14 protein-coding genes are annotated in these 19194 nt (G+C 55.8%); 6 read left to right on the top strand and 8 right to left on the bottom strand.

The annotated features are described in order from the left end of the window. The first annotated feature begins 81 nt into the window (after positions 1-81). The 5 genes from H7846_RS05615 to H7846_RS05595 all read left to right on the top strand — a co-directional run bounded on the left by H7846_RS05615 (position 82) and on the right by H7846_RS05595 (position 7479). Positions 82-1380, top strand: a complete 1299-nt coding sequence (locus H7846_RS05615; protein WP_255460865.1) for a VWA domain-containing protein — start codon at positions 82-84, stop codon at positions 1378-1380. 4 nt (positions 1381-1384) lie between these two features. Beyond that, entirely contained in the window at positions 1385-2266 is an 882-nt protein-coding gene (locus tag H7846_RS05610; protein ID WP_255460864.1) for an EamA family transporter, read from the top strand. A gap of 244 nt (positions 2267-2510) precedes the next feature. Then, positions 2511-6524, top strand: a complete 4014-nt coding sequence (locus H7846_RS05605) for an NHL domain-containing protein (RefSeq protein ID WP_186695518.1) — start codon at positions 2511-2513, stop codon at positions 6522-6524. A 19-nt stretch (positions 6525-6543) separates the two neighbouring features. Then, a complete protein-coding gene (locus H7846_RS05600) occupies positions 6544-7125 on the top strand; it encodes a hypothetical protein (protein ID WP_186695517.1) in 582 nt (193 codons plus the stop codon). Between the two features lie 66 nt (positions 7126-7191). Continuing rightward, a complete protein-coding gene (locus H7846_RS05595; RefSeq protein WP_186695516.1) occupies positions 7192-7479 on the top strand; it encodes a hypothetical protein in 288 nt (95 codons plus the stop codon). Between the two features lie 9 nt (positions 7480-7488). Here the strand turns inward: H7846_RS05595 and H7846_RS05590 are convergent, their stop codons facing one another. Further along, positions 7489-8139: a pyridoxamine 5'-phosphate oxidase family protein gene (locus H7846_RS05590; RefSeq protein ID WP_186695515.1), complete on the bottom strand. Its 651-nt coding sequence runs from the start codon at positions 8137-8139 to the stop codon at positions 7489-7491. 157 nt (positions 8140-8296) lie between these two features. On the opposite strand from H7846_RS05590, the gene H7846_RS05585 reads away from it, so the two are divergent. Further along, on the top strand, positions 8297-9484 hold the full coding sequence (locus tag H7846_RS05585; protein ID WP_186695514.1) for a glycoside hydrolase family 27 protein: 1188 nt from the start codon (positions 8297-8299) through the stop codon (positions 9482-9484). A gap of 409 nt (positions 9485-9893) precedes the next feature. Here H7846_RS05585 and H7846_RS05580 read toward each other — a convergent pair whose 3' ends face one another. The 7 genes from H7846_RS05580 to H7846_RS05550 form a co-directional block, all read right to left on the bottom strand. Next, on the bottom strand, positions 9894-11162 hold the full coding sequence (locus H7846_RS05580) for an MFS transporter (RefSeq protein WP_186695513.1): 1269 nt from the start codon (positions 11160-11162) through the stop codon (positions 9894-9896). Then, positions 11138-13729, bottom strand: a complete 2592-nt coding sequence (locus tag H7846_RS05575) for a M1 family metallopeptidase (RefSeq protein WP_186695512.1) — start codon at positions 13727-13729, stop codon at positions 11138-11140. Before H7846_RS05575 ends, H7846_RS05580 begins: the two co-directional genes overlap by 25 nt. A gap of 84 nt (positions 13730-13813) precedes the next feature. After that, entirely contained in the window at positions 13814-14857 is a 1044-nt protein-coding gene (gene glk, locus H7846_RS05570; RefSeq protein ID WP_186695511.1) for a glucokinase, read from the bottom strand. Then, complete coding sequence (pgl, locus tag H7846_RS05565) at positions 14858-15643, bottom strand: 6-phosphogluconolactonase (protein ID WP_186695510.1); 786 nt, start codon at positions 15641-15643, stop codon at positions 14858-14860. It lies immediately after the preceding gene. Positions 15644-15753: 110 nt separating this feature from the next. Further along, a complete protein-coding gene (gene zwf, locus H7846_RS05560) occupies positions 15754-17310 on the bottom strand; it encodes a glucose-6-phosphate dehydrogenase (protein WP_186695509.1) in 1557 nt (518 codons plus the stop codon). Between the two features lie 40 nt (positions 17311-17350). Further along, positions 17351-18307: a phosphogluconate dehydrogenase (NAD(+)-dependent, decarboxylating) gene (gene gnd / locus H7846_RS05555; protein ID WP_370561354.1), complete on the bottom strand. Its 957-nt coding sequence runs from the start codon at positions 18305-18307 to the stop codon at positions 17351-17353. Between the two features lie 27 nt (positions 18308-18334). Further along, positions 18335-19189, bottom strand: coding sequence for an oxidoreductase (locus H7846_RS05550; RefSeq protein ID WP_186695507.1), 855 nt, complete (start codon positions 19187-19189; stop codon positions 18335-18337). Positions 19190-19194: the final 5 nt, after the last annotated feature.

The following is a 19194-nucleotide window of genomic DNA, read 5'->3' as shown; positions in this document are numbered from 1 at the left end:
GCTTCAGCACCCCGGCGCTGGTACTCTGGTAGTTGCTAACATTCGGAGCAGATTGCCGGTGGAAGCTTGCAGGGGGGTTGATTGGTAAGACAAAGCGTACTGGCGGGAGTTCTGGCATTTATGGCGCTGGGACAGCAGACACAAAAAGCGACCGAGGAGGCCTCGGCAGCGCAACAGATTCCGGATGCGCCACGACCGCAGGTTGGCCTGCCCACTCTTGATACCGTCAGGCCGGGCATGGGAACGACCCCAACCTCTAACGGCGATCATCCTCCAGCCGATCAGCAAGCACCCGCCCAACCCGCGGCTCCTGCCGTTCAGCAGCAACAGCCGGACGAAGGTCCACCGCCAGATATGGGAGCTAACGCCTTTAAACTGGTTGTGCGGACGAACTTTGTCGAAGTTCCCTTCACCGTCAAAGATAAGAAACAACAAGAGGTTGCGGGCATTACCTGGCGCGAAGTCCGGGTCTATGAGAACGGCCAACCGCAGCGGATTACCAACTTCTCCGTGGATCCTGCACCACTCTCGGTCGCTATCGTGATCGATCAGAGCCTGACACCGGACAACATGGCCAAGGTCAATAACTCTCTGGCAGCACTCCAGGGAGCTTTCGCCCCCTACGACGAGGTCGCGGTCTACACTTACAACAACGGACCTCAGAAGAGGACAGACTTTACCGCCGCAAACAGCGCCCGTCTGGAGTATGCACTCAACAACTCCAAGAGCACGGGTCGCGAAGTCTACATGAACATGGGCGGACCGCTGGCACAGACCACGGTAATCAATGGACGTCAATTTGACCCAAATACCGCGCCTATCCGCAACAGCCAGGCCATCGAGTTGAAGGTTCCGAAGGAAGTCCATACCCTGAACGACGCCATCTTCGAGGCGGCCAAGTCGCTGACCACGCGCGAGAGAGGCCGTCGGCGCGTGATCTACGTGATCAGCGACGGTAAGGAGTATGGATCGAAGGTCAAGACGAAGGAGGTCGTTAGCTATCTTCTGAGACACCAGATCTCCGTATTCGGCACCCTCGTTGGCGATTCCTCGCTCCCCGTCCTTGGATTCCTCGACAAGATCCACCTGCCATACACCATGCGCGACAACGTATTACCCATCTATACCTCTGAAACTGGAGGCAATCTGGATGCAGAGTTCCGTCAGCGTGGCATCGAGCAGAGCTTCCAGAAGATCTTCGAAGAGGTTCGGACACAGTACTTGATCGGCTACTACACCCATCAGCCGTTTATCGATGGCAAGTACCGCACGATCGATGTACGCATCCTGCGGCCGGATCTGACGGTCATCGCCAAGAAGGGTTACTATCCCTCGGCGAGTGACTCCCGCCCGGTCAATACCGTCACTCCAGATAAATAGACTGGTGGTCTTTCAAGCAAACGCACTTCTGGCACTATCCGCCGCCGTCCTTTGGGGCGGCGGTGACTTCTCTGGAGGCATGGGGACGAAGTGCGCCGGTGGCTCCGTCCCGGGAACACTGCGCGTCGTCCTCACCAGCCATGCGGTCAGCTTCTGCGTACTGATCACCCTCGCTTCTCTGCGCGGAGATCCACTTCCTCATGGCATACCGCTCTACTGCGGGCTCCTGGCCGGTGTCATGGGCGGACTCTCACTCACCGGCTTTTACATTGCGCTGGCCCAGGGAGCGATGGGCGTTCCGGCTGCGGTCAGCGGCCTGCTGGCAGCAGCCATCCCCGCAGCGATCTCGAGCGCTCAAGAAGGCTGGCCCGGGGGGAGGCGAATCGCCGGCTTCGTGGTAGCCGGAGTTGCCATCTGGATGATCGCCGCGGGGGAAAATCCCGAGGCCAAACCGGTTCCCGTAAAGACGACCTGGCTTGCGATCCTCTCAGGTGCAGGTTTCGGTGTTTACTTTACCCTGCTGAAATTTGCCGGAACCGCTGGAATCATTTGGCCCATGGCAACAGCCAGGATCGGGAGCCTGACGACATGCTCGCTCTTCCTGATTCTGATGGCGATCACGGGTAACCGGTATAGCGCGGATAGATGGTTACCCCGCCGGGCAGTGCTCTGGGCCTTTTCGACCGCGCTTCTGGACACCTGCGGCAACCTGCTCTTTATCGCCTCCACCCGAGCCGGAAGGCTGGATGTCGCCGCAGTGCTGGCCTCGCTCTATCCTGCATCGACAATCCTGCTGGCGGCCTGGATGCTGCATGAACGTCCGACACGACGACAGGGATTCGGAATGGTGGTAGCGGTTGCGGCAGTAGTGATGATTACCCTCTAAACTCCGCCACGCTGTAGCAGGATGCCCTAAGTCTAATCGTTCCTCTGATTTGCAAAATCCATTCCTACTTGACAAGCTAAAGAAATCATTTAACCTGCAAAAGATTGCAGGATTGTTGCTTTGGCCATCCGAAGAACCGCTCCGGATGGTTTCTGCGGGTTCTTCTGTCGTCGCTAAAGATCTACTACATCGTCACCTTCTGATTTGGCTGGCTTCATCTTTCCAGGATGGATTGAGGTTTCTCATGCGTTTTTCTGCTTTGTGGTTCTCTGTTGAGGTTTTCTTCGCATGCATTCGTAAGAACAATCTTTTACGCAAACTTCAGACGGCACCTCGTCTTTCTCTCTGGACAGGATTGGCTCTTTTCCTGTTGGTAGGCACAACCACCAGAAGCGCACAGGCGCAGGTTACACAGCTTCCGATGTGGGTTCAGTTGAATCCAGTCAATGCGCCGTCACCACGAGGTTCAGCTGCAGTGGCTTACGATGCAGCGCACAACCAGGTCGTCCTTTTTGGAGGAACGGACAACTCCGTTCTGGGCGATACCTGGGTGTGGGATGGGACCAACTGGACCCAGAAGTCTCCAACGAACTCGCCACCTGCAAGAATGGGGGCAACGATGGCGTATGACGCAGCGCATAGCCAGGTCGTTCTCTTTGGCGGTTCTGCAAATAATAACGGCAACAACCTTCTGGCGGACACCTGGACCTGGGACGGAACCAACTGGACGCAACAGGCTCCAGCCACTTCCCCCGCACCTGTGGCCTATGCCTCGATGGCCTACGATGCGGCGCACAGCCAGGTCGTTCTGTTTGGCGGTCGGGACACCTCTTATGCTGAAACGAACAACACATGGACCTGGAATGGATCCAACTGGACGCAACAAACACCGGTCAACTCGCCCTCTGCAAGATATGCAGCTACGATGGCGTACGACGTAGCGCATAGCCAGGTCGTCCTCTTTGGCGGAACTGTTTCCAGCAATCGCCCTTCCGATACCTGGACGTGGGATGGAACGAACTGGACACAACAGACACCAGCCAATTCACCAACAGGCGGCACTTACTATATTGCGATGGCGTACGATGCTGCGCACAACCAGACTGTCCTCTTCGGGGGATTCACCGGCAATAACGCTACCTGGGCATGGGACGGGACCAATTGGACACAGCAATCTCAGACAAACGCCCCTTCGGGCCGAACCGCCCTTTCGATGGCGTACGATGCGGCGCATAGCCAGGTCATCCTCTTCGGAGGTTTTTCCAGTAGCAGCGCTGTCAACGATACCTGGGCATGGAAGTCTGGAGCTCAAAACATGGGGACGGCGAATGTCTGTCTCGCTGGAGCAACGGCTCCCGCCCCATGCAGCCAGCAGATAACAGTCAACTATCAGGTAACCAGCGGCACCACTATTGGAGCGGTCAAGGTCGTTACTCAGGGAGCGACCGGCCTGGATTTCAACCCGACCCCCAACGATAGCAGCACGACTCTGTGCAAGGTGCAGACCTACAACACCACAACGATGTGTACGGTCGATGTCACCTTTACCCCCAGATATCCGGGCCAACGGTTGGGAGCGATCATCATCCAGGACAGCTCCGGAAACGCCCTCGCAACGACGAATCTTTATGGTTCCGGTACGGGACCCCAGGTCGGGTTTACTCCGGGCACGATCACCACAATAGCTGGAAATGGCACAAGAGGCTATAGCGGAGATAACAATCCAGCGACTAGCGCCCAACTCAGCCTTCCAGGCAGTGTTTCCGCGGACGGTTCCGGCAACCTCTATATCGCGGATTATGGGAACAACCTTATCCGCAAAGTCGATGCAACGACCGGAATCATCACCACCGTCGCCGGAAATGGTTCTGCAGGCTATAGCGGAGATCATGGCCCAGCGATCGCTGCTCAACTCAACAATCCAATCAGAGTTTCCGTGGACGGCGCGGGCAACTTTTATATTGCAGATGTCGGAAACAGCCGTATCCGCAAAGTGGATGCAACAACCGGAATCATCACCACCGCTGCCGACAATCTGGCCATCCCAAATGATGTTGTGGCAGATGGTTCCGGTAACCTCTATATCGCGGAGTCCTTAAACCGCCGTATCCGCAAAGTGGATGCAGCAACCGGCATCATCACCACCGTCGCCGGCAATAGCTCTTCAGGCTACAGTGGAGACAATGGTCCGGCTACCAGTGCTCAACTTAACTATCCCAATGCAGTTGCAGTAGACGGCGCGGGCAATCTTTATATTTCGGATTACGGAAATAGCCGTATCCGTAAAGTAGATGCAGCAACCGGTATCATTACCACCGTCGCTGGTAATGGCACTTTAGGCTATAGCGGAGATAATGGCCCGGCCACCAGCGCTCAACTTCGCACTTCAGTCGGTGTCTCCATAGACAACGCGAGCAATCTTTATATCGCGGAAGCCGGAAACAACCGCATTCGCAAAGTGGACGCAACCGGAATCATCACCACCATCGCCGGCAATGGCTCTTCAGGCTATGGTGGAGATAATGGTCCGGCTACCAGTGCTCAACTGAACAACCCCAATAGCATCTTTGTAGACGGCGCAGGCAATCTCTATATCGCGGATTTTGGAAACGACCGCATCCGCAAGGTAGATGTCAGCACCGCAAGGCTGAACTTTCCGCAGACCGGAGTTGACGCGACCAGCAGTTCGCAGAGCATCACGGTCTCAAACCTCGGAAATCAGGACCTGACCTTCCCGACTCCATCGACAGGCAGCAATCCAGGCGTAGCTTCGGGATTTGCGATAGACACCAGCAGCAACACCACCTGCCCGCTGGTGTATAGCACTTCGGCTCCCGGGACATTGACTGCGGGCAGCTCCTGCACGCTGGCGGCGCAGTTTGCGCCTCATTCCGCGGGTAATTTCACCGGCGCGGTCACCTTGTGGGATAACGCGCTCAACGCCGCTGCTCCTGGCTATGCCACTCAGAGCATCTCGCTCAGTGGCACTGCGACCCAAGGCACACAAACGATCAGCTTCACGGCTCCCTCCACCGCAGCCTACGGGGATGCTCCGATCACACTTTCGGCTACAACAAGCTCAGGGCTGACCGTAAGTTTCAGTGTTGTCTCCGGCCCGGCCACTCTCAGTGGAAGTACCCTGACCATCACAGGTGCAGGCACCATCGTGGTGGCGGCAGACCAGCCTGGCGATACAAACTACAACGCCGCGCCACAGATAACGCAAAGCATTACAGTGAATCCTGTCCCCCTCACCGTGACAGCCAGCAATGCAACGCGGGTCTACGGCGCAGCGAATCCCACACTGACTGCCACCGTGACCGGAACCATCCTCGGGGATGTCTTCACTCCCGTCGCGACAACAACTGCAACAACAACTTCGTCAACCGGAACCTATCCCATTGTCCCCACGGTGACGGGTCCGAACCTTTCCAATTACAACGTCACTTATGGCAACGGAATCCTGACCATCAGCAAGGCAGGGGCAACCATCATTCTCTCCACAAACGTGGGCACTATCTTTGCCGGTCAACCGGTGACGCTCGTCACGACGGTTGCTTCGACTACGAGCGGAGTACCCACTGGAAGCGTCAACTTCCTGGACGGAACCACGTTGTTGGGCACAGTCACATTAAGCGCAGGTCAGGCAACGCTCAGCACCACTGCACTCGCGGTCGGCGCACACAACATCACTGCGGTTTACAGTGGCGACACCAACTTTGCCCCTGCGACAACAATCACGACTCCAACGATCACCATCGCTTCTCCGGACTTCTCACTGAACGGAGGTGGCGGAAGCCAGAGCGTAATTCCCGGCAACGCCGCCACCTTCAGCTTCGGCGTGACTCCGGCCTCAGGGACCTTCTCGGCTCCCGTCACCTTCATCGCATCGGGGTTACCTGCCGGAGCAACAGCCACCTTCAACCCATCGGGCTTCCCCACCGGTTCCGCAGGTGGCCAGGTGCAGATGACGATTCAGACAGCCAAGCTCTCCGCAACAGCAAAGCTACCTCGCTCTTCGAGCAAACTCGCGTTGGCGTTACTGCTGTTTCCGTTCCTCGGAGTACGCAACGTCCGCCGCCGCATTGGGCGCGCAGGAGTGCTGATCGTCCTGCTGGCCATCAGCGCCGCCGGAGTCAGTGGCTGCGGCTCCGATACCGGCATCTTTGCGCAGAACCCAAAGGACTACGCCGTCACCGTGACCGTAACCAGCGGCAGCGTTCAGCGCACGATGAACTACACCCTCAACCTCCAGTAACAGGAAGGAAAACCGACCCATGCAAGGAATGAAGAGGATGCTCCTGCCTGGAGCACTGATGATTGCGACGACGGCCCTGGCACAAAAAGCACCAGCGAAGGGGCCACTGCCGATTCTGGATGCGAGCGTGATGTACTCGGCGGAGCGTATTAAGACCACTGGCGGCGATTCCGCCTGGCTACAGGGCGCAAGCGGCGAACTCGCCTTCCCTCTCTACAAAAATCTCGGCGCAGCCTTCAATGTCACCGGAGAACACAATGGCAACCTTGGCACGGATAAAGGAGGCTTCAGCAAAATCAGCTTTGTCGCCGGACCACGCTACACAGTTCCGCTACGCAGGATGCGGTTCTATGGCGAGGCACTGCTGGGTACGGCGCATGGCTTCGATGCCACCTTCCCAGCTATAAACGGAGCTTCCAGCTCGGCCAATGCCTTTGCAATGCAGGCTGGCGGAGGACTCGATGTGGACTGGAAACGCCACATCGCCGTTCGCGCCATCGAGGCCAGCTATGTGCGAACACAGTTCCCGAACGGGGCCAGTAACGTTCAGCATGATCTCAAACTCGCCGCGGGAATCGTCTTTCGCATCCCTATCTATTGATCGAACCTCGTCGCCGCTCAAAGCATCCCATAAGGAGTAGTGTGAGAGCAGCGGAGGCAGGATCACATGGAACAGAAGCAGGACCTGAAAGACCCTGAGAAGAATCTCGTTGTGCCGGATGCAGACGAACGCGCCGCCGAACACAAGCGGTTACGGCGTCTGCAATTCATGATGAACATGGTGATGCAAACCATCGCGCAAGACAGCACTCTGACCATCGACGAGGCTTCGCAGATGATTGCCGATTCCAGAAAGGCTGCGCTGGCAATGTTTCCGGGCAAGGAGCTGGCCTACGATCTAATCTGGAAGCCGCGCTTTCAGCGCCTGATGCGGGAACGCTTTCGCATCATGTAGTCAGTGCCGTTATGTCACTTGCGGAATGGAGGCCTGCGATAGCATCTCAACCTTCTGCCGCAGCCGTTTATTCTCCGTTTCCAGTGCAGCGAGTCTTTGACGTACCGGGTCCATCAGGTTCAGGATCTGTTCTTCGGTATAACGTGGCGTGATGTGTTGCTGGCAGTTCCAATCGAAGGCTTCAATTTGGATCAGGATCACCCGTTCAATCAGATTCCTGTCCTGCGGACTGCTCAGCACATCAATATAGCTGCGAGCGGCCTCTCCTTCGTGTACGACAGCGTGCCCTAAAATTTTAAGGCGGCTTCTGGATGGGTAATCCATGAGAAACAGCGCGACTCGATCTTCGTGCTTGATGTTTCCAAGACTGACGTACTGGCGATTACCGCGGTAGTCCGCAAACCCCAGCGTGTGTTCATCAAGAACATGAAGAAAGCCGGGCCGTCCGCCTCGATGCTGAACGTAGGGCCATCCAGTCTCCGATACTGTCGCAAGATAGAAAGAGTCCCGCGATTGAATGAATTCGCTCTCATGTTCTGTCAGAAGATGGTCAGCACGGCCATTCTGTTCTGCCCGCTGATACTGGAGATAACTTCCCTGCCGCACCTGCTCCTCTTTGACGTGCGGCGTAAAGGCGATCTGAGCAAACCTGCGCCCCATAGCAACCCTCTCCCTTCCTGGTTCTTATTGGATTCGCAGGTTCACCGGGCGATGCGTCGTTTCAATCGGGCATGAAAGGTTCATTCAAGAGAGGTAGAATTCTCTTCGCAAAACAATAAAGTTACAACTCACAACGAAAGCGAAAGCAGGAGGAAACATGAATATAGGCCGTAAGCGGACCTGTATCTGGGTCGCGGTTTTTCTGATGCTGACTCCAGTGATGAGCAAAGCGCTCGACAATGGACTGGCCCGCACGCCCCCCATGGGATGGAACAGCTGGAATAAGTTTGGCTGCAAAGGCATTAACGAAAAGGTCGTGCGCGAAACAGCCGATCAGATGGCATCGAACGGCATGAAGGATGCGGGTTACGAGTACGTCGTTATCGACGACTGCTGGCAAACTGGCCGCGATGCCCAGGGCAACATTGTCGTCGATGCGGAGAAGTTTCCTTCAGGCATCAAGGCACTGGCCGACTACATCCACTCCAAAGGTCTGAAATTTGGAATCTACACGGACGCAGGCACGATGACCTGCGCCAAGCGGCCTGGAAGCATCGGCCATGAGTACCAGGACGCACGTCAATATGCCGCCTGGGGTGTCGACTATCTGAAAGAAGACTGGTGTAATACCCTGCCCGGACAGAACAGTGAGTCTTCATACACATTGATGCGCGAGGCGCTGAAGGCTGCGGGAAGACCCATCGTCTTCAGCATCTGCGAATGGGGCTCGACTAAACCCTGGCTCTGGGCCGGAGCAATCGGGAATCTTTGGCGCGCGACACCGGATATTCAGGACTGCTGGGACTGCAAACGCAATTGGGGCGGCGGCGGTCTGACTCAGATCTTCGATCTGATGGATGGGATCGAGAGCTACTCTGGCCCGGGACACTGGAACGATCCTGACATGCTCGAGGTCGGCAATGGCGGCATGACCACAGACGAGTACAAGACCCACTTCAGCATGTGGGCGATGTGGTCGGCTCCCATGCTGGCCGGAAATGATATCGCCAACATGTCCAGCGACACGAAGGAGATTCTTCTCAACAAGGATGTGATCGCCATCGATCAGGACCCGCTCGGCCAGCAGGCCCGGCGTGTGAAAAAAACAGCTGACTTTGACATCTGGTCGAAGCAGCTGGCAGATGGTGGCCGTGCAGTTGCTCTCGTCAACCGAGGCAAGACGCCGACAAAGATCACGGCCTCGTGGACCGATATCGGCTATCCGGATTCGCTCACAGCCTCAGTTCGTGACCTGTGGACGAAAAAGGAAGAGAAGGCAGTAAGGGGGTCGTTTTCCGCCGAGGTTCCAAGCCACGGTGTCGTGATGGTTCGGGTAAAGCCATAACCGCGAGTCGGCTGATCGGCAAGTCCGCCGATCAGCCGATCCCTTTTTCGCTCAAAGCCTGTCCCGAAAGCAGCCGAATAATGCCGTAAGTAAGCAGAATAAAAGAGGCTTTAGCCTCTGAGGAACGGGATTCCTGCATCTCCGCTTTTTCAGAGACTCATCGGGCCTGTCAAGTCCCAAAACGATCTAATTCATACAAACAAAACGATTTCTTCATTGCAGAATTACTTCATCGAATCTTCTAAAATAGAAATAGAGGAAACCTCAAAGCCCTGGATACCCGGGGCTTTTGCTTTTGTCGCATATCAGTCTGGCACGAAACGTGCGCAGCGAAGTCCGGACTTAACATACATGATTCGAATACTTTGCACGAAAACAGGGGGAGGGGACTCCTGAAGAAAGCGCGACGTCAGAATTGTCTTTCGGAAGGAGATGCCAGCACTCGCCACAAGAGTGTTCCAATCGGCGGCAGGCTCGCCACCAGCCAGAACGTCAGGTTGTAGCGCTGATGGTCGAAGAGGTGGCCCAGAACTGGCATCAGGAGCCCGGTCGTAAGGGCCCAGGCCGAAATGCTGAAACCGGCGAGAAAAGCTGAATGCTCCTTCGGCAACACCGCCATGCCGTCAGAGAGCGCGAAGACCACGAATCCTCCGGCGACGAACATTTGTAGAAAGAACAGAAGCATCGTCGCCGCAACGGGAACTGAGCTGTTTGCGGCAACAGGAGCAAGCAGGATGAGGAACCCTGCTGCCGATAGTAGCCAAAAGATGCCGGCAGGACGACTCGCCCGTTGGTTGTTCCGGTTTCGGAGATCTGCGAGACGGCCAAAGATAAGATAGCCTGCCTCCCATCCTGCTGGAGGCAGCCACAACAGATGACCGAGAGAGGCCTGGCTCAGATGCAGTACACGCGTCAGATAAAGCGGTGCTGCATAGAGTCCGAAGGCCAGAGGAGCAGCTCCAAGACCATAGACAACCGCAGCAGCAAAGAGATTCTTGCTCCAACGCGATTTGCCCGTCGTCGTTGAGGCGAGAATAGTGGATCTCGCCGGTGCTGCATACCAGCCGGAGATTCGCAGCAGCAGCCACAACGCAATCCATAGCAGGCCGAGCACCGCCGTGACACCAAAGGCGGCGCGCCAGCCCCAACGAATCGCAATCGGAGTGATCAACAATGGCGTAAGCGCGGCACCGAGAGAGCTTCCGCTGTAAGCGATACCAAGCCCGAAGGATCGTTGCTCTGGTGGCAGCGTCTCACTCACGGTCTTGAGCCCGGCAGGAAAAGTCGCGCCTTCGCCAAAGCCGAGCACACCACGCGCGACACACAGGCTGACGAAGCCTACCATGAGGCCGTGGCTTCCCGATGCTACGGACCACAAGGCAACTGCAAACAGCGTGGTCATCCATAAGCCGGCGCGATCCATCCAGAAGCCCCAGATAGGATTCGCAAGCATGTAACACAGACTGAAGACGAGAATCGCATAACCGTACTGCGTTGCTGAAAGATGCAGCGCCGAGAGAATCGTCGGGCTCAAAATTGCGAGCACGCTGCGATCCACATAACTCAGCAGGCCCAGCAGCGTCATTGACGCGACTGGAGCCCACTGACGAAATAAAGATCGCGGAGGTGTCACAACCTCAGACGAGGTCGTCACTACTTTGCCTTGCCTGCCAGCCATTCACGAAGAGTTGGCTCCTGCTGCTCGCGAAGATGAACGCAATCGTTGATACTGTCGAGCGCCTTCGCCAGGGTGCGTTCTGCGGCATCGACCTTATGCGTTGCAAAGAAGTTGGCGACCTCAGCCCGCTTTTCGACAGAGCAGAAACTTCCGGCAGCGCCGACGACCCGAGAACCGGAGTTTGTCGTGAACTGGGCATGGACCTTGTCCCAATTCTGTTGGATGTACGACCAGGTCTGCTCGCGGGTATCGCGCCCTGAGAGCAGAATGACCATCGGGATCCAACTGTCCTGATTGCGGACCTGCCCGGAGACTGCATAATCCATCGTTCGATTCACCAGCGTGGGTTCGGGAAACATAGCCAAAGTACGCAACGCGTCGGACTGAAGCCCGGGATCGCTCGGATCCTTGCTTGCTGCCATCACTTTTTCATAAAGAGCGGCATCACCATTCTTTGCTGTAACCGCAATCGCTTCGTCGGTCAGGATTGGATCGAGCCCGCGCTCTTTCTTCCCACCAGCGTAAGCCTGATTCGCCAGCATCTTTGCCTGGGCAAGCACGGCAGGATCTTTCGCAGCTCCTAGAATTCCCATCAGCTCGGCGCGAAGCTGCTGACGATCGTAGGATTCCCCGCGCTGCGGTTGGCCCAGAGCGGTATAAACCGGAGAGAATTCACGCCGCAAAACCGCGGCAAATTGTGGACGATCCTGATCCGTCGCGATGCGAGTATCGATATACCTCACCTTGTCGAGCGCAGTCTCCATAACCAGGCCATTCGGATCTGTCTTGAGCGCCAGCACGAGGTTCAGATAATCGCCAACGGTTCCCTGACCCGAGCGAACTAATGCCCAACGATCTCCAAGTAGCCCAATGCGCTCCGGCGGGGTCAGAGCAGTTTCAGCCTTTGCAGTAATCGCCTCGAGCTGGGACGGAGTATAAGCCGTGCGGTAGTATCCCTTACCCGCTCCATTCGCATAGAAGAAGTCCGCCCCGGCTGGGATTTTCAGAGCGTTATCGGAAGGCGTGATGAGCTGACATACGGGTTTGCCATCGCTCTTCACGCAGACTGGAAGCGTCCAGCTTTGCGATGAATCGGCTGCTCCTGAAAGAAAAAAACGGCTCTGCGTCAGTGGCGCTTCTCCGGCATTCTGTTGCGACAGAGTCAGCAGAGGCACGCCTGGCTGCGTCACAAAACTCTGCATGATCTTGTCGACCGGCTGATGCGAATTCGCAGTCTGCGCATTCCAGAAGTCCTCAGCCGTCGCATTTGCGTATAGATGTGCCGCCAGATAGTTGTGCACGCCTTGGCGGAAGGTTTCTTCGCCCAAGTAGTTCTCCACCATCCCCAGAACAGCGCCTGCCTTGCCATAGGCGATGCCATCAAACATCTCGTTGATCTCGTCCGGGGTCTCGGCTTTGGCGCGGATCGTGCGAGTCGTCTTCTGCGAATCGAGGTTCAACGTTGCATCCAGTTCCTGCGCATCATCCTGCTGGAAGTTCCACTCGGGCTTCCATTTGGCTATGGGTTTGGTTTCCATCCAGGAAGCAAAGCCTTCATTCAGCCACAGGTTGTCCCACCACTGCATCGTCACCATATCGCCAAACCACTGGTGTGCCATCTCGTGAGCGACGACGACGGCAACACGCTTCTTTGCAGGAATCGAGCTGGACTTCGCATCCACCAGGAGATCGGTCTCACGATAGGTAATGCAACCGAAGTTCTCCATCGCTCCAGCTTCGAAGTCCGGCAGCGCCACCATGTCGAGCTTCGGCATGGGGTACTTAATCCCGAAATACTTGTTGTAGTACGAGAGAATGTACTCTGCGCTCTCAACGGCGAACTTCGTCATCGCAACCTTGTCAGGTGTTGAGCAGGCGCGAATCGGTACTCCATCAGCTTTACCGCTGGTGCACTTGAAGTCACCTACGAGAAAGGCCACAAGATAAGTGGACATCTTCGGAGTCGTCGCAAACTTCAGCGTGTGCTTGCCTGCAATGGGCCCCGGCGTATCGGAGACAATCTGCGTATTCGAGATTGCCGTATCGGCAACGTCGACGATGAGTGAGACATCGTATGTCGCCTTCAATGCAGGTTCATCAAAGCTGGGATAAGCGCGCCGCGCATCGGTCGGCTCGAACTGCGTCACGGCATAGTTGCGCGCCCTCGTCTTCGAGAGATAAAAGCCACGCAGCTTATCATTCAGAATTCCGGTATAGCTGATTCGGAGTGTCGTTTTACCCGCGGGGAGAGCTTCAGGAAAAGTGAAGGTCGCCTGCTCCTTTTCTTTGTCTTCGGAGACCTCTGCGGTTTGCGATCCTGCCTTCACGGAAAGGAACTTAATCTCAATTGCATTCAGAGTAATCGTTTTGCTTGGAGCATCGAGAACGACATCAATCGTCTCTTCGCCTGTAAACGTTGCTGCATTCAAATCAGGCGTCAACGTAAGCGAGTAGTGCTCCGGGTGCACACCGCCAGGAAGACGCTGCGCATGAACGTCAACCGTAGCGGCAAAGAAGAAAATAAACGCGGAAAAGACAGCGCGAGGGAAGACACGATTCGAAGACATATCTTTCTAAGGATAACGAACGAACGCGGCCAAGCCACCAAACCCGTCAGGATTTTGTGGCCAAGGCTCTCCCGCTTTCCTACTCTACTTCAATGAAGCGGCCCGCTCTGAAATCCCGCTCAGCTCTGCAGCACGCGCCTCTGCGTAGGCTGCCGCTCCCAGCAAAGCGCAGGTTTCATCCAAAATGATGCGAACCGGCATCGACTGCAACAGCGCCGACATGCGCCCTTTGTCCAGAAAAGCCTGCATAAAGAAACCATTCTGCATCGTCTTCAGACGCTTGGGCGCAATACCTCCACCAAGATAGACACCGCCTGTCGCCAGCACCTTCAAGGCTACGTTACCCGCCTCAGCTCCATATGCCGAAGCAAAGAGCTTCATCGTCTCAAAGCAGATAGAGCTCGAGCCATCTTCGGCGCATTCTCCGATGACAACGTTGGGATCTTCAGCAGCCATGCGGTCGCACAGCCACTTCGGCTCATCGATTTTTTCGACATCGCGCAGAAATCCATAGACGTTCTTGATCCCGAGCCCGGAGACAACGCGCTCAAAGCTGACGCGGCCGTTCAGCTTATTCTTCAGATACTGAAGCAGGGCAATCTCACGCGTAGAACGTGCCGCAAAATCACAGTGACCCCCTTCGGAGGGAACAGGATTATGCTTTTTGCCGTCCCAGATCAGCAACGCCTGCCCGAGCCCTGTCCCTGCGGAAACCAGACCACGATGCCCCACTGCATCTTTGTCACCTTCATGCAAAGTGAAAATTTTGTCTGTTGCGAGCTCTGGAATTCCGTAACCATTGGCTTCAAGATCGTTAATCAGGAGGACATGTTTGATCTGGAGTGAGCGAGAAAGATCGCGCACATCTAACGTCCACGGTAAATTCGTCAGCTTCAGTCTGCCATCGCGTACCGGCCCAGGACAGCCAAAGCAGGCAGCAAGAATTTCACTCCGGTTCGTAGCCGGGATGCTCTCGTCTCCACTGAGAAACTTATTGACCACCTCATCGAGCGAGGAGAACTGATGCGCAGGAAACTTCTGATCGCGGAGCGGATGCAACTGACCTCCGGTGAAGTCATAAAGAGCAAGGTGGACCTTTGTACCGCCAACATCACCAGCAAGAATCATTTATTTCAACTCCAGAGTTCCGGTTCCATTTACCGGTTCTGGCAGCTTAGCGGCTGCCGCAGTATCAAGCAAGAGCGTCAGTTTTCCGCTTGCCGGACGAATGATCTGCGAAGGATAAGTCTCCGGCTGGTATGGTCCCTGAAAGACCTCTTTCAGAACCTGCGCCTTGCCCGCGCCCTCAATCAGAAATGCTACCTCCCTACCCTGATTAATCACCGGCCACGTCAGAGTAATGCGCCAGGTATCTTTCTGCGGGACATGGTTGGCAACAACGATGTGAGTCATGTCATCGAGAGCTTCTGTGTGGGGGAACAGCGAGGCCGTATGGCCGTCGTCTCCCATGCCCAATAGCACAAGGTCAAAGGTTGGCGTCTCCGCTCCCTCGAGCCGGAATCCATTGCGAATCGCCGCCTCATATCGTGCCGCAGCCTCCTCGGGCTCCAGTTCACCTTCCATGCGATGAATTCGCTCGGCAGATAAAGGCACCTTCGACAGTAACGCTTCACGAGTCATGCGGTAGTTGGAGTCCGCATCCTCCGGTCCGACGCAGCGCTCGTCTACCCAGTAGAGATCCAGCTTGTCCCACGGAATTCGCTTCACGAAATCATTTGAAGCCAGCAGAGCAAACATCGCCTTCGGAGTCGTTCCCCCTGAGATGGCCACACGTGCAATGCCACGCGCTGCTGCAGCGGTAGTAACTGAATTCGTGAAGAGCTCAGCAGCAGCCTTCGCGACCTCAAGTGGGGTTGGAAAAACGCGATATGTAACAGTTGTAGGACGCCGCATGATCTCCTCTGGGTCTCCTGACTCTTCGTGGTGAGTCCGTCTCACTGCTCTAAAACGACGGAAGCCTCCAGTTTCAGCAGAAAGCCAAAACTGGAGGCCCATCATTCAATTTACAACTTACGCCACTTGCGCCCTTCGGATTCGAGCAGCGCATCGGCAGCAGAGGGTCCCCAAGTGCCTGCGGCATAGTTGGGGAAGTCCTTCACTGGAGTCTCTGCCCATGCCTTAAGAATCGGCGTCATAAGCGCCCACGTTGCCTCTACGCCATCGCGATGGGCAAACAGTGTTCCGTCACCCAGCATGGCGTCAAGCAAAAGGCGTTCGTAGCCGTTCGCCGACGACTTGCCAAAGGCATCTGCATAGCTGAAGTTCATCTGCACCGGACTGATATCCATGCTCGGCCCTGGCAGCTTTGCACCGAATCTCAGCGAGATGCCTTCATCCGGCTGAATCCGCATCGAGATCAGGTTCGGCTTGATGGCATCGCTGTCATGACACTCTCCGCCTTTGAACAGCAGCATCGGCGGCTGCTTGAACTGGATTGTGATTTCCGTCACGCGCTTTGCCAGTCGCTTTCCGGCGCGAATATAGAACGGAACTCCGGCCCAGCGCCAGTTCTCAATCTCCACTCGCAACGCAGCATAGGTTTCGGTCTGTGACCGTGGATGAACCCGATCTTCCTGGCGATATCCTGGCACTGACTTGCCGTCAACAGTGCCCGGACCATACTGTCCACGCACCGTATCGGCAGGATGAATCGGAGAGATCGCCTTCCATACTTTTACCTTCTCCGCACGGACCGCGTCCGCCTGGAATGAGACTGGCGGTTCCATCGCAACGAAGCTCAGCAATTCCATCACGTGGTTCTGCACTACGTCGCGCAACGCGCCGGCCTGTTCATAAAACGGCCCACGCCCCTCGATGCCGATCGATTCTGCAGCGGTGATCTCGACGTGATCGATGTAGTTGCGGTTCCAGATGTTCTCGAAGATGCCGTTGGCGAAGCGGAAGACGAGAATGTTCTGCACCGTCTCCTTGCCCAGGTAATGATCGATGCGGAAGATCTGATCTTCGTTGAAGACCTTGTTGACCTCATCGTTAAGAGCACGTGCCGATTCAAGATCGTGTCCGAACGGCTTCTCGATGATCGTGCGGACCCACGGAGCTTTGCCATCCTTATCCGACTCAGGCTGCGCCATCTTGTGATGACCAAGATAGTTGATGATGTCCGAGAAGTACTCCGGCGCCGTCGCCAGGTAGAACAGGCGATTGCCACGGGTATTGAACTTGCTGTCCATCTCCACCAGCTTCTTCTTCAGACCGTCGTAGCCCGAATCATCATCGAAGTTCATCGCGTAGTACTGCACACGGTTGATGAAGGGAGCCAGCTTCGGATCGCTCTCCTCTACACCTCCACCCGCGATAATGCCTTCCTTCATGTCCGGAGCAAAGCTCTGCTCCAGCGGCCGCCGCGCCACACCCAACACGGCAAAATCCTTCGGTAACAGGTTCGCCTGTTCCAGATGATAAAGCGCAGGCAACAGCTTACGCTTAGTCAGATCGCCCGACGCTCCAAAGATCACAACAACGCAAGGTTCCGGCGTCCTTTCAGAGCCACGCGCGGCCGCAAGCTTATCGGGAGCAACCTGCACTTGTGTAGTAGCCATAAATTAATATCCTCTCGTTCTTTCCAATCTGCCCTGCAGCTTACTCCGCCTTCTTCACATCATGGCCGCCGAATGCACCACGCATAATCGAGATCATGCGATCCGTAAAGTTGTTCTCCTCACGCGAGCGCACCCTGCGGATCAGCGACTCTGTAATGACCGGCGCGGAGATGTTCAGGTCGATCGCTTCCATCACAGTCCAGCGCCCTTCTCCTGAATCTGGAACCCAAGCTTCGAGTCCTGCCAGCGTGGGATTTTTGTCCAACGCACCTGCTGTAAGATCCAACAGCCACGAGCGCACCACGGAGCCCTTCTGCCAAATATGCGAGATCTGCGTCAGATCAAGATTCAGCTCCTGCTTCGCCTTCATAATCGAGAACCCCTCGGCATAGGCCTGCATCAGGCCATACTCGATTCCGTTGTGAACCATCTTCACGAAGTGCCCTGAACCAGAAGGCCCAACATGCCCCCAGCCCTCAGTTGGCGAAGGAGCCAGCGCCTGAAAGATCGGAGTCAGCCGTTCCACAGGAGCCTTGTCACCGCCGATCATCAGGCTGTAGCCCTCCTTGAGCCCCCACACTCCACCGGAGGTTCCGCAGTCGACATATTCAAAACCCTTCGCCGTCACGGTCGCATGACGACGTTGCGTGTCCTTATAGTTCGAGTTGCCGCCATCGATGATGGTGTCACCCTTCTCCAGTAATGCCTCGAGCTCTGCGATCGTCTGGTCCACGGGATCGCCCGAGGGAACCATGATCCAAATAGCACGTGGCGCGGAGAGATTTTTCACCAGATCTTCAAGGGAGTTCACGCCCAGCGAGCCCGAAGCAGTCAGCTTCGCCGTCGCATCCTTGTTAAAGTCGAACCCGACTACTTTATGCCCCGCGAGCTTAAGCCGCTCTGCCATGTTGAATCCCATCTTGCCGAGTCCGATAATTCCTAATTCCATCCTCTTTCCTTTCCTTACTAGACGATGTACCTGGAAACTCTTCTGCACTCGTCCGTCAACACTTATAGGGGAACTTTACTGGCTTTCCGGAAAATCAGCGCCTACCGTTACCGGCTCCCAGGCTGTAATCTCCTTCTGCCACGTTTCAATCTTCTGTTTCACACGCTTCAGTGCGCTTGCGCCCAGCAACAAACGCAACGGAGGATTCGGAGAATCCACCACTTGAATCATTGCCTGCACCGCCTTCAATGGATCTCCAGGCTGTTTTCCATCTTGCTCACTCCGGTATAAGCGAGCGTTATCCGCTGTCGAGTGATAATCCTCAATTTTTTTGGTAGCCTCCTGGCTCGAACGCCCCAGAAAGTCCGTTCGGAATGGTCCCGGCTCAATAATCGTGACGCGAATCCCCAGAGGAGCTATCTCTTGGGCAAGAGCCTCTGATAGACCTTCTACTGCAAACTTTGTGCTCTGATACAGCCCCCACCCCGGTCCGGCCGTCAGTCCACCAATCGAAGATAAGTTCAGAATATGACCGCTGCGCTGTTTGCGAAGCTGGGGAAGAAAGGCTCTTGTTACACGCAACAAGCCAAAGACGTTTGCTTCATACATCGGCCTCAACTCTGTGTCGGAGACCTCTTCAATCGCACCCGCTACTCCGTAACCAGCGTTGTTGACCAACACGTCTACACGGCCAAATCGCTCCAACGTCTTGGCAACAGCTGCATTCACCTGCTGCTGGTTCGTCACGTCTAATGCGAGTGCAAGTGCACGTTCTGGATATTGAACTTCAAGGTCGGCAACCTGTTCAACTTTGCGCGCAGTTGCGACAACAACATCTCCAGTTTTCAGGACCTCTTCCGCTAGTAGCCGACCGAATCCGGTCGAGCTACCCGTAATGAACCATACGCGCGGCTTACCTGTCTCTGCCATTCCTA

This window comes from Edaphobacter sp. 4G125 (genome assembly GCF_014274685.1).
Classification (GTDB): domain Bacteria; phylum Acidobacteriota; class Terriglobia; order Terriglobales; family Acidobacteriaceae; genus Edaphobacter.
Note: the sequence above shows the minus strand (reverse complement) of the source record. Positions and strands in the feature narration are given on the sequence as shown.